At 38.7% G+C, this 13,650-nt stretch carries 8 protein-coding genes; 7 read left to right on the top strand and 1 reads right to left on the bottom strand.

All coding sequences use genetic code 11. The annotated features are described in order from the left end of the window. Window positions 1–227: 227 nt before the first annotated feature. The gene (locus V3C97_RS06590) at window positions 228–1,151 is read right to left on the bottom strand and encodes an IS30 family transposase (protein ID WP_003709292.1); all 924 of its coding nucleotides are present in this window, start codon (window positions 1,149–1,151) and stop codon (window positions 228–230) included. Between the two features lie 140 nt (window positions 1,152–1,291). Between V3C97_RS06590 and V3C97_RS06585 the strand changes: the two genes are divergently transcribed. The 7 genes from V3C97_RS06585 to V3C97_RS06550 all read left to right on the top strand — a co-directional run bounded on the left by V3C97_RS06585 (window position 1,292) and on the right by V3C97_RS06550 (window position 13,549). After that, window positions 1,292–2,536, top strand: a complete 1,245-nt coding sequence (locus V3C97_RS06585; RefSeq protein ID WP_338434050.1) for a Rep family protein — start codon at window positions 1,292–1,294, stop codon at window positions 2,534–2,536. A 90-nt stretch (window positions 2,537–2,626) separates the two neighbouring features. Beyond that, window positions 2,627–2,854 carry a DUF3173 domain-containing protein gene (locus tag V3C97_RS06580; protein ID WP_338434049.1) on the top strand — a complete coding sequence of 76 codons (228 nt, stop codon included), beginning with the start codon at window positions 2,627–2,629 and terminating at the stop codon, window positions 2,852–2,854. After that, a complete protein-coding gene (locus V3C97_RS06575; protein ID WP_338434048.1) occupies window positions 2,835–4,055 on the top strand; it encodes a tyrosine-type recombinase/integrase in 1,221 nt (406 codons plus the stop codon). Before V3C97_RS06580 ends, V3C97_RS06575 begins: the two co-directional genes overlap by 20 nt. A 341-nt stretch (window positions 4,056–4,396) precedes the next feature. Next, window positions 4,397–5,203 carry a glucosyltransferase domain-containing protein gene (locus V3C97_RS06570; protein ID WP_338434047.1) on the top strand — a complete coding sequence of 269 codons (807 nt, stop codon included), beginning with the start codon at window positions 4,397–4,399 and terminating at the stop codon, window positions 5,201–5,203. Between the two features lie 27 nt (window positions 5,204–5,230). Continuing rightward, window positions 5,231–5,917, top strand: coding sequence for a hypothetical protein (locus tag V3C97_RS06565; protein ID WP_338434046.1), 687 nt, complete (start codon window positions 5,231–5,233; stop codon window positions 5,915–5,917). A gap of 594 nt (window positions 5,918–6,511) precedes the next feature. Further along, window positions 6,512–10,183 (top strand): glucosaminidase domain-containing protein, encoded by a 3,672-nt coding sequence (locus tag V3C97_RS06560; protein ID WP_422392861.1) that lies wholly within the window; start codon window positions 6,512–6,514, stop codon window positions 10,181–10,183. 96 nt (window positions 10,184–10,279) lie between these two features. Next, window positions 10,280–13,549 carry an N-acetylmuramoyl-L-alanine amidase gene (locus V3C97_RS06550; protein ID WP_422392849.1) on the top strand — a complete coding sequence of 1,090 codons (3,270 nt, stop codon included), beginning with the start codon at window positions 10,280–10,282 and terminating at the stop codon, window positions 13,547–13,549. The last annotated feature ends 101 nt before the right edge of the window (window positions 13,550–13,650 follow it).

The raw sequence follows: 13,650 nt of genomic DNA, 5'->3' as shown, positions 1-13,650 counted from the left end.
TGGGGGCTGCTTTGCCACAGCAAAGAGCAGTTGCCCATTTGCCCGCCATTTACAGAAGCACAAGAAAACAGTTTTTATAGTAAAGACATAAAATACTCAAAAGATGAGTCACTTCGCGACTTTGCTGGGCTTGTTTCTAAGTCGCGATAAAGACACAAAATGAGCATGAAGGCTGATATAAAAGGGGTTTTTCATAAGGTAGATTGCAATAAATAACTTGAACAAATTTAATGACGCAGATTAAGCAAAAAGATCTCAATTGGAGTTCGCCAGTTCAAACATTTGAGTGGCCGTGAATTCAGATACCAGTTAATCTGAATCAATTCATCATCACTAATCTCTTCAATTGGCTGACCCTTAGGAATAAATCGCCGTAACACTCGATTACGATTCTCATTACTACCACGTTCATGCGGAGAATAAGCATGGGCAAAGTACAACGGCACGCCGGTATTTTTCTCAATTGATTGGTAGTTGGCGAACTCTTTCCCGTGATCAACCGTCAGTGTCTTGAGATTAGTTCCTAATTGATTAGCTAACTCAAGGATAGCCTTAGTCATTGAAGTGCTATCTCGTCCACCAAGCCGTTTAACGATAGTAAGGCGACTCTTGCGTTCGACAAACGTGGCTACTGCTTGACCTTTGCGCTTGCCAGATAAAACTGTATCAGCTTCAAAATGGCCTGCAATATTACGATCAGAAGCTTCAGCTGGACGATCTTCAATCGAACGACCATGACTGAAAGTCCCACGGGTTTCTTTAGCACGCTTACGACGAATACCATGGTCAGGTAAATCAGTCATCCGAATATCTAGAAGTCCTTGATCGACCCAGTTATAGATAGTCTTGTAGGCGATCCTAACCACATGGGCTACTTGTTCAATTGACCATTTCTGAATCTTGATCTTGTCTTCGATTAGTCGCTTGAGGTTAGCCGTTAATGAGCATTTACGACCACGATAACTAAGTTTAGTTTCGTGGTCGGCTTGCGCACTAGTCGCATGGTATTCACCCTTTAACCGGTGAATTTCATTAAAGATAGTAGTCTTACTAAAGCCCAGGTAATCAGCGATATATCGAAGAGATCGCTTTTCATGACGAAGCGTTTCGATGACAATGCGGTCTGAAAATGATAAGATAGTGGTGCCCATAAAGGTCCTTCTTTCTAATGGAATGTTGTAACGACACCATTAAAGACCTTTATGGGTTTTTCTGTCCACTAAAATGTTCAACTTAAATTTTACAATCTGCCATAAAGATAAAAGCTAGACATTGAGAAAAAGATGATGACATGAAAGTAAAAAATAAAGTTACAGCAAAGAAAACTTCAAGTAAAAAGAAGTTATTTGAAGAAGATTTTAACCCAGTTAAGCGATCATCAGTGTTGATGTATGAACAGCAAGTAAAGTATCTTCCACTTTCGCTAGAAAGATTGCGAGAGCAGATAGAGATTTTAGAGAGAAGAAAAGGTTTGCTAAGGTGGGCTTTGATCAAGCATGACAAGGATACTGACAAAGAAGGAGAGTTGGTTGCATCACATTATCATGTAGTACTGCAGTTTAGAAAGCGCGTTACAGTCGATACAGTAGCAAAAAGATTCAAAGATAAACCACAGCAATTTGAGATCATGACCAAGCGCGGACAGGGGGCGAAAAATTCAGCCGAAAATGCGTTTGCTTATTTGATCCATAGGACTACAAATTCACGTGAAAAATATCAATATGATGTGAATGAAGTTATCGCAAATTTTGATTTTTCAAAGTTTATGCAAGAGCAAGAAGAAAGATTACGGACGCCAGATGATGTGCTTGATCTGTTGGGAGAAGGCAAGATCACACGACAAGAAGCTATCGAAGAAATTTCTTTCTTCGGAGCTGCGAAGATGAGTGAGTATAGGAGAAAAATTGAAGATGTTTTTGCTATGCGGATTGAGTTGGATTATCAAACATGGTTATACGAGATGGAACAGAAAAGTGAGCCAATTAAAATTATCTGGTGTTTTGGACCTGGTGGAACAGGCAAGACACGATATGCCAAGAATTGGGCGGATAGACACGGATTAATTTACTATATTTGCTCTGGTAGTAACTCACCTTTCGATGGACTTAATGGTCTGGGGCCGCGACAACAAGAAGTGTTGATTATTGATGAGCTTAGACCAGGGGTGTTAAAGTACCATGATTTATTGCAGATATTGGACCCGTGGAACTATGAGAAGCGAGCAGTTGCTAGGTACCGCAATCCACGGATTATGGCAAAAGTGATTTTTGTTTGTACGGTTTATAGTCCGTTTGATTTTTATAAAAATACGCTTGTTAGTGATCGGAATATTGATACTTTTAAGCAGTTGTTAAGAAGAATTGGAGTGACGATAGAGTTTACTTATGATGGGATTTTTGAAGTTCAGTTAAGTACAGATAGTATGCTTTATGAGCGAGTAAAGCGGTATGAGAATCAATATGTTAACCACACTAGAGAAGTTGCATTCAGCATTGATGATTTAGAATCTTATGGAAAAAATGATAATGGAAAATAGCCATTGCAATTATTGGGGGCAATGGCTATGTGATAGTAAGTTAGCGCGTCACTATCACGGTCATTATCTAATATTGAAAGGATGATGACAATGCAAAAAACGACTATTACTGCGACTGAATTAGTTGAAGAACTAGGATTTAAGTTAAATCAAGCGCGAAGGATAATTAGGGAAGCTAAGTCAATAATGGTTAGCCGAGGTTATTCGATGTATAATAATAAGCGGTTAGGTGTTGTTCCGAGAACAGTTGTCGAAGAAATAATAGGTTTACCACTCATGAATGAGGAGGTAAATGACTATGGGAAAAACAACTGTTGAAAGCACAAAATATCCTGGCGTATATAAAGATAGCCGTGGAAATTACTTCTATCAAGCATATTTGGGCAAAGATCCTATTACAGGGAAGAAAATCACAAAAAAGTCCAGGAGGTCTAGAAATGGCAAGCCTTTTAAAAGTGCTCTGAGTGCAAATATTGAGTTATCTAAAATAAAGGTTCAATATTTAGAACAAAGTGGTAAAGCAAACTACCGACTTACCCTAAAAACATTTATGGACGAAATTTTCATACCTAAATATAAAGCAGATGTCTTACAGTCAACATTTGAGTCACATAAGAAAGCATTTGAGCGGATTGTTGATAGTTTAGGGGATAAGAAGCTTAGCGAGATAACAGTTTTAGATTGTGAAAAATATCGAACTTGGTTACTTAATAATTATTCAACCTCTTATGCTAATTTGAATTACGTTGCTTTCAGACAGGTGCTAGATTTTGCTGTAAGGATGGACTTTATCAACCAAAATGTTGCTAAAAAAACGAAAGCAATTCCGAAGGGACGGGCATTACAGTCATTTTGGACCAAAGAAGAGTTTGAAAGTGTGATTTCTCAATGTTGCATAGATATATTTGAACAACATATGAACTTCATGTTGCTTTGGTTATATTTCATGACGGGGATGCGTGTAGGTGAAGGACAGGCTCTTAGATGGTCTGATGTTGATTTCACAAAAAGAATAGTCAGAATTTATCATAATATTGATTACAAAAATAAAAGCAACTACAAAATTAATGATTACACTAAGACCTCTAGTGGTATGAGAACCATCAGTATTGATCGAACAACTGTTAAATACTTGAAGCGGTGGAAGAAAGCCCAACATGAACTAATAAAAAGTGAGTTCATTTTATCATATGATGGCGAGCCTATTCCTAGATCAACTATTCAAAGAATTATTAGCAGATACTCTAAGTTGGCTAATGTTCATCCGATTCAAGGGAAGGGATTAAGGCACAGTCATGCCAGTTACCTTATCAACGAGCTTAATGCAGATGTGCTAACTGTTTCTAGAAGATTAGGACACTCTAGTCCTGATATAACATTAAAATATTATGCGCATATGTGGAATCGTAATGATAGCGTTCTTGCGGATAGAATGGAAGGAAGTATAAATTTTAAACCCAATAACGAAAATAGGATAGAATTTAACGGAAATCAACATATTAAAAAGCAGCTTAATTAGTCTGCCAAAATTCTGCCAACATTGTACAACCATTGATATATCAATAGTTGTGGTGCAAAAAAGTTATTGAATGGGAATAAGTTATATAAATTAAAACAGAAAGCATAAGACTTTGTTTTTGCTAAGTTTGAGTTAAAAATAAAAGAGGCAGTTATTTCATATGTTGATATATGAGTTAGCTGTTTTTTTTGTGAGGATAATTAAAAGGTAGTATTTTATAAGAAATTATTTTGCACATAATTAATTGCATATTAACATTGGGTTCAACTTGCTGATAAGCTTGATTTTAAAAATAAATAAAATATTATTTAACAACAAAATAGGGGTTCTTTGGAGATACAATGAAAAAACTAGATGATTTTTGGGATCAACAAAGCAAATTTGTTTTCTTGATTTCTGTAATTTTAATGATTATTGCACATGGTTTTTGTTTCATGAATTTAATGTATTCACATGATTCATTGAAATTTTATGAGACATCTGGGATAGATAAAATTGCTTTGGGAAGGTGGCTATATCCCTTATTTGTTCATGTAAGACAAATTGCTACTCCTTGGATGATGGGAATATTGAGTACAATATATGTTGCAATAGCTGTTGTACTAGTTACAAAAATTCTAGATTTTAATAAATTGCAGAGCGTATGCGTTGCAATGCTATTCTCGTCAAGCATTACATTAACTGCATTATTTTGTACATATATTTTTGATGCGGATGCTGATTGCATGGCTATGTTATTAGCTTGTTTTGCAGTATATGCATTTAAATCTTTTCCAAATGGAATAAATATAATAACTTCATCGACAGCTATAATGCTCTGTTTAGCACTATATCAAGCATATATTTGTTTGACGATCGGTTTATTTATTGCTTTTTTAATAATTAAATCTAAAGAAATAAAAAATTGGGAAGATGTTTTAAGAGTATTTATTATTGGACTCAAGGAAATATTAGCAATTATTTTATCTATTATAATGTACATTTCGATGATGCATTTGGTAGCTAACCATTATAGGGTGAGACTCTCTACAAAGTATAATGGAGCTGGAAAATTGAGCTCGTTGACTTTTAACACGGTTTTAAAGGCAATACCTGAAGCGTATAGTTATTTTAGGGATACTTTTTTCAATGTTACAGGTTATAATTGACAATCAATGGTATACGTTTACTATTTTATGGTATTTGTATTGCTTTTATCTTTTGTTGTATATATAAGGACAAATAAACCATTTATTGGAGCAATGATAATAATTATTCCTTGTATTATACTTATGCCATTAGCATTAAATGCTATATTTTTAGTATCATTTGGGGCAATACATCAATTGATGATTTTTGCTTTTTGTTTAGTACTTTTATTGCCATTTATATTTACAAATATAACTGCAGAACCAGTAAGGTATGGTAGAAAAATAGTTAATTGTATAGCTGCATTATCTATTTCATTTATATGTTTTAATAACATTGTTTATTCAAACGGGGCATATACATATAAAAAATTGGTTTATGATAATACTGCTTTAAATGCCCAAACAATATGGAAGGATGTAAATAGTACTAAAGGTTATACTAATGGGGTGACACCAGTTGTACTGATGGGAGAATTCGGAAGTTCCAGGGCTGCCTACAATAGTTCGGTTGGAGATAGATTTAATGATGCCCTGACTGGAGCTTCAAAATCTTCCATGACATATCATAAAAGTGTGAGGAAATATTTCTACGGGATATTGGGTCGTGATATGAAGTTGAAATATAATGATCCAAACATACGGCGAAATAAAAAATATATAGACATGCCAGCTTATCCTAGTAAAGGATATTGTGAAATGATAAATGGTAAAGTTGTTGTTAAATTAAACTGAGAAAATAGAGAGTATATTAAGTCAATGAATTAGTCTATTTGGTTCTTGTTTTAACGAGAAAGAGATACATTTTTTGAAATTCCAACAATTGTAAAAAATAGGTTCTTTGAGGGCTATTATTGGCATAAAAAATCCTCATCCATTAAGGATGGGGATTTTTTATTTTCTTCGAAACCCAACTTTCATTCTCAAAACAAACGAATTATATTCTTTTACTTTTGTGCAGGGATACCTGACATATAGTAAGATAGGTGCTCGGGCCAACAGTAAAATTCTTGATTGGTGCTGGTTGTAGCTTGCACCTATTTTTCAATATGACGGGTCTAGTTTGAACAAGCTGGACAAACAAAAATCTGTGTCAGCAAAATCAGCCCATAAAATTTGTTTCAACGAGCAAAGATTACAAAAACATTGATTATGGAAATTATTTTAAAAATTAAAGTTACAAATTAGCTACAAATTGGCGATAGCATTGCCAAGCGTAAAGAAAATTGCGTACTATAAAAGAAAAGACAATTAAAGAATAGTTAATAATTTAGGAAATCGGGAGATGAAAGCAACTTGTTAGGAAAAGATATCAAAAAAAGATTCAAGATGTATAAAGCGGGTAAGTCGTGGGTTGTTGCACCTTTAGTCTTTTTTGGACTGGTTGCAGGACTAGAACTGACGACCAATTTTGCGGCTGCGGATACAGTTAATCAAAACGACCCTACCACAGTAGCAGTAGTAGCCAAAACCACAAGTGGTACTAGTCAACAAGAAAAGCCAACGGTAGCTGCAACAGCGCAAGCAACTACGGCCAATAATACTACTAGTTCAGCTTCTGCTGCTGAATCCCAACCGGCGAATGAAAACGCTCAAGATGCTACAAGTGTGGATAAGAGCCAAACTACCACAACATCCACAGCTAACGAGGCAGCGACGGCAACGACTACAACACAAACAGCAACACAAGCAACTACGCAGCAAAATACAAGTGCAAGACTAGCTGTTAGCAAAGTTGTAGTTAAGAAGAATGTTGTTAACGCGTCAGCACTGGCTGCTAACAAAACGCAGGTAACCCAGCCACAAATTAACTATGGTGGCGACATCACGTATGATGTTTCCGGTAATGGTGGTGCCAAGGCAACCAATGCTACTAACGTATCAGGAGTAAGCAACAGTTCTAACAGTATTCCTAGCGTTACTAATGCCTCAACAACAGTGCGTAATTTTGTTAACCAAATTGGCAGTGCAGCTATGCAAGTTTCCCAAGAATATGGGGTTTATGCTTCGATGATGATTGCTCAAGCTGGTTTGGAAAGTGCCTGGGGTCAGAGCCAATTAGCCCGCCAAGCGCATAACTTATTTGGGGTTAAGTACAATGGGCGCGGCGAGTATGTTTTGATGCCAACGTTAGAATTCTATGGTGGTGCCTACCACACGGTTTATGCTAAGTTTCAGAAGTACAGCAGTTACTATGATTCCTTGGTGCGTTATGCACAACTTTTGCGGAGTAATTTCCCCAACTCCACTAAGCGGGCTGGTAGTTACCAACAGGCAGCTCAAAACCTCCGTCATGGGGTTTATGGTGCATACGCTACCGATCCAACTTATGCAAGCAAGTTGACTAACTTGATCAATACGTACTCTTTATATCGGTTTGATCAACCTGTCAGTCAAGAAAAGTATGAAAATGGTCATTGGTACTTGTACAAAAATGGACAACGACAAACGGGTTTCCAACATTTATCCCAAGGCAACCGAGTTGTTTATTACAATAGCCAGGGCCAGATGGTGTACGGGCAGCAACAAATTAATGGCCATTGGTATTATTTCGATGAAAGTTCCGGGGCTATGCAAACCGGAGTCAAGTATATTGCTAGCCAACACAAAAATGTCTACTACAACAGCCAGGGGCAACTACAATACGGTGAACAAAAGATCAAGGGTCACTGGTATCTCTTTGCGCAAAGAAGTGGGGCAATGCAAACAGGCTTCCAAAAGCTCCCCGACGGACGAATCGTCTACTACAATCAAAATGGGCAAATGCAGTACTATGAACAACGGATCAATGGTTACTGGTACCTCTTTGACTGGAGTAGTGGTGCCCTCAAGACTGGTTTCCAAAGATTAAGTGATGGGCGGACTGTTTACTATAATCAAGTCGGTCAAATGCAATATGGCTGGCGCCAAATGAATGGTGCTTGGTATTATTTTGCTACTGATTCAGGTGCAATGACGAAGGGGCAAAAGAAGATCGGCAACTATTGGTATAATTTCGATCGCAACAATGGGCGGATGTCTACGGGGTTCACATGGTTACCAGATGATAAGAAGACAGCTTATTATGATCGCAATGGGCATATGTTGTATGGTGAACAACGGATCAATGGCTACTGGTACCTCTTTGAAAAAGATAGTGGCAAAATGGTAACGGGTTTTCGCAAGCTAGCCAACGGCCGAACAGTTTACTACCAACAAAATGGACAAATGGCGCATGGAGAACTGAAGATTGGTTCCGGTTGGACTTGGTATCTTTTTGATAAGAGTACTGGGGCGATGAAGACAGGTTTCCAATACATTCCGGAATATAAGAAGACTGTTTATTATGCCAAGAATGGGCAAATGCAATACGGTGAACAGCAGATCAATGGCCACTGGTACTTGTTTAACCAAGTGAGTGGTGCCATGGAGACAGGTTTCCAATATATTCCTAAGTATAAAAAGACCGTTTACTACAACAAAAATGGACAGATGCAGTATGGCTGGCAACAGGTCAATGGTCACTGGTACTATCTGGAAAGCGGATCTGGCGCTATGTACCGCGGTCAAAAGCAAATCGCAGGTCACTGGTATAACTTTGATCGCAATAATGGGCAAATGTCAGTAGGGTTCACATATCTACCAGACGACAAAAAGACCGTATACTATGCCAATAATGGTTGGATGCTCTATGGTCAACAAAAGATTAATGGTCGGTGGTACCTCCTGGAACAGGGAAGTGGCCGGATGTTGACTGGTTTTAGAAAATTATCTAATGGACGGACTGTTTATTATGCTTTAAATGGTCAAATGCAATACGGCTGGCAGAGAATCAATGGACGCTGGTATTATTTGGAAAACGGTTCTGGTGCAATGGTTAAAGGGCGAAAATGGATTAACAATGCAACCTACTTCTTTGATCAAAATACGGGAGTAATGCATGTTAGTGAACTGATTTTTAATACTGCTAAAAAGACGCTAAGTTATATTGATTCTAACGGCCAATTTATAGTTGGCAAAGCATATATACTTGATAAAGCAAGTTACACTTTCAACTCTCTGGGAGATTTGATTCATGGGCCTGGCGAAGCCAATATCAAGGGTCATTGGTATTTATTTGGAACGGGAAATAAAGTATTGACTGGTTTCCAAAAATTGAAAGATGGTCGGACCGTTTATTATAAACCGGAAACGGGCCAGATGCAGTACGGCGAGCAACGAATTGGCAAAGGATGGACCTGGTACCTCTTCGATAAGTGGTCTGGTGCCATGAAAACTGGCTTCCAATACTTAGCTAACCAGAAGAAGACCGTTTACTACGCAAGTAATGGCCAAATGCAATATGGTCAACAAAAGATTAACGGTTATTGGTATCTCTTCGATAAAGTCAGCGGAGCGATGAAGACAGGCTTACAAGCAATTCCTGAGCAGCAGAAGGTTGTCTTTTATGGAAATGACGGACGAATGAGATACGGAACAATCTACAACGGGCGTGTAACATATTATGCTGATAATAGTTCAGGCGCAATTTATGGTGTTTATCATAATGCAGATGTGATTCCACAACGGCCAGAACTACCTACGGGATGTGAGATTACGGCAGTGGCAACTATGCTTCGGTATGCAGGCGTAAATGCCAGCAAGACCCAATTAGCGAATGAAATGCCGCGGAGTAACAACCCTAATAGGGGCTTTGTTGGTAACCCATTCAGGGCATATGGTTATGGTAATTGGGTAGCACCAGGAGGAGTAGCACCGGTTATTAGTAAGCACTTAGGCCACAGTCAAATTATGACAGGAGCTAGCATGCAAGCTATCCAAAATAAACTCTTATATGGACATTTGGTGGTGGTATGGCTAGCTAACTTCAATGGATTTGGAACTCATTCAGTGACTTTAACAGGTTACAAGAATGGAACACTTTATTACAACAATCCGTGGACAGCTCGTAAAGAAAGCATATCAGTAGGAACTTTTTATCGTCACTGGAATTGGGATGCCCAACGTGCAATTAGTTACTAAAAAGGATTAAGATATTTAATGATATAAACCTGAATTAACAATTAAGGGAAAATAGGTTAATTTAGGTAAGCTTTAGTTAGAAAAAGGGTGGAAATATTGTTTGATCATGAAAAAAAACGCTTTAAAATGTATAAAGCGGGTAAATCTTGGGTTGTCGCCCCACTAGTTTTTTTAGGAATGCTCACAGGGGTGGCAGTTACTAACAATTTTGTGGCGGCTGATACTGCCGCTCAAGCAGACACAGCAAGCCAACCAATAACGGAAGTGACTACTGCTAAACAGGTTGAAGAAACGCAAAAGACAGAAGCTGTTGGCACTGAAAATGTGACAAATATTACTACAAGTTCTCAACCTAAAGCAACTACTACACCACAAATAGGTGAACAGGAAAAAGTAGTTGCCTCAGAGGCGCAAAATATTCAAAGTACGCAGAATAATACTGCAAGCAAAACAAGCGTTGCACAAACAAGCCAACCAACATCAAAAACGACAGTAGCTGCTGCCCCAGCTGCTCCGCAAGCGCCAGTGCAAAGAAAGTTAAAAGCAGCTGCAACAGCAACAACTAGCTTTCCTAAGCCTGCTGATGCCGTTGAAAGACAAATCAATGGCCACTGGTACTTATATAATCCAAAAACCAATACTAAATATACTGGTTTTCAAACTTTGAAGGATGGGCGAATTGTTTACTATAATAACCTTGGGCAGATGCAATATGGGGAACAACGAATTGGCAAAGGTTGGACATGGTACCTTTTTGACAAGTGGAATGGGGCGATGAAGACCGGCTTCCAATACATTCCCGAATATAAGAAGACTGTCTATTATGCTAAGAATGGGCAGATACAATATGGTCAACAAAAGATTAATGGTTACTGGTATCTCTTTGATCCAGTCAGTGGTGCTAGACAAACTGGTTTCCGCAAGTTGGCCGATGGGCGAACTGTTTATTACAAACAAAATGGGCAAATGGCCCATGGGGAACTGAAGATTGGTTCTGGTTGGACCTGGTACAACTTTGACAAGAATACCGGGGCAATGAAGACTGGCTTCCAGTACATTCCGGAATACAAAAAGACCGTTTATTATGCTGCTAATGGCCAAATGCAATACGGGGAACAAAAGATCAACGGTTACTGGTACTTGTTTGATTCGGCTAGTGGTGCTAGACAAAATGGCTTCCAATACATTTCTAAGCTTAAGAAGATTGTTTACTACAACAAAGACGGACAAATGCAGTATGGTTGGCAACAAATCGGTGGTCACTGGTACTATCTGGAAAACGGATCTGGGGCTATGTACCGTGGTCAAAAGCAAATCGCAGGTCACTGGTATAACTTTGAGCGCAACAATGGTCAAATGTCAGTAGGGTTTACATATCTACCAGACGACAAAAAGACCGTTTATTATGCCAATAATGGTTGGATGCAATATGGTCAACAAAAGATTAATGGAAACTCATATCTTTTTGAACAAGGCAGCGGGCGGATGTTAACTGGTTTCCACAAGCTGGCCGATGGGCGGACCGTTTATTACAAAAACAACGGGCAAATGGCCCATGGGGAACTGAAGATTGGTTCTGGTTGGACCTGGTATAACTTTGATAAAAATACCGGGGCAATGAAGACCGGCTTCCAGTATATTCCTGAATACAAGAAGACCGTTTATTATGCTGCTAACGGTCAGATGCAATACGGCGAACAACAAATCAATGGCCATTGGTACTTATTTGACTCGGTCAGTGGAGCTATGCAGACTGGCTTCCAATATATTCCAAAGTTCAAGAAAACTGTTTACTATAACCAAAATGGTCAAATGCAGTATGGCTGGCAACAGGTCAACAGACACTGGTACTATTTAGAAAATGGATCTGGGGCTATGTATCGTGGTCAAAAACAGATCGCAGGTCACTGGTATAACTTTGATCGCAATAATGGTCAAATGTCAGTAGGGTTCACATATCTACCAGACGACAAAAAGACCGTTTATTATGCCTCTAACGGTTGGATGCTTTATGGTCAACAAAAGATTAATGGACATTCGTATCTGTTTGAACAAGGCAGTGGGCGGATGTTGACGGGATTCCAAAAGCTCTCCGATGGCCGGACTGCATACTATGCTGCTAATGGGCAGATGCAGTATGGTTGGCAAACAATTTCTGGACGGACATATTATTTTGATCTAAGTTCAGGCGCCATGGCTAAAGGACAAAAGAAGATCAATAACGAAACTTATTACTTTGACCAGAAAACAGGGGTTGTTAGAGGAAATGAATTAGTTTTCGATAAGGGGACATCAACCTTACATTACCTTGACCATGCTGGTCGGATGTTATTTAATTCACGGTCCATTATTGATGGTATTAGTTATCTTTTTGACAAATCAGGAGCTTTAGTTCATGTTGTTGGTGAAGCGAAGATAGGGGGACACTGGTACCTCTTTGGAACAGCCAACAAGGTTAAAACAGATTTTCAATCATTACCGGACAAGAGAATAGTTTACTATGACCCTAATACAGCACAAATGTTGTATGGGCAACAAGAAATTGCTGGTCATTGGTACCTCTTTGATAAAGGTAGTGGGTCAATGAAGACCGGCTTCCAGTACATTCCCGAACAGACTAAGACCGTTTATTATGCAAGCAATGGTCAAATGTTATATGGTCGCCAGAATATTGGGGGCCATTGGTACTTGTTCAATAATGAATCTGGCGAAATGTACAAAGGTTGGAAGCTAGAAGGTCACGATTGGTACTACTACAATACCAATAACGGGCAGATGCAGACCGGCAATGCTACGATCAATGGTGTTAACTATACCTTTGCGAGTGATGGAAAACAGATTCCTAATTATCACATTGACTATACTTATGCTTTAGCTCCAGGGCAGGGTGATAGTGATAAAGCAGCTAACAATTACATTGTCTTGCATGAAGTTGGTGTTGAGTCTGGAGCAGCAGCCAATGCTAGATATTTCAAGCAGAATTTGAATAGAAGTGAAACGTATGTAACTTTTGTTGTTGGTGATGGTGGTAAAGTTTACCAAGTTGGGGCTCCAGGTCAGATTTCTTGGGGTGCAGGTTATAATGCTAATCACAACGCTCCAGTTCAGATCGAATTGGGGCGGACCTGGAATAGCAACCAATTCTGGCAAGACTATAGGACCTATGTCAGATTAGCCCGGGATATGGCTGGTAAGTACGGTATTCCGTTGACTCTAGATGCAGGTGGTGTCGGTACACGGGGTATTAAGTCTCACTACTGGGTGACACAACATATCTGGGGCGATCACGTTGACCCATATGGTTACTTATCACGCTTTGGAGTGACTAAGGATAAGTTAGCACATGACTTGTTGTACGGAATCTAAATAGTTTCAAAAATATTTTTAGATACACTCATGCACTAATAGGATCGGGGAATACCGGTCCTATTTTTGTATTTAGTTATGCTTAATTGATAAAATAATAG

This window comes from Ligilactobacillus saerimneri, assembly GCF_036689625.1.
Lineage (GTDB): Bacteria > Bacillota > Bacilli > Lactobacillales > Lactobacillaceae > Ligilactobacillus > Ligilactobacillus saerimneri.
This window is presented reverse-complemented; position numbering and strand designations above follow the sequence as displayed.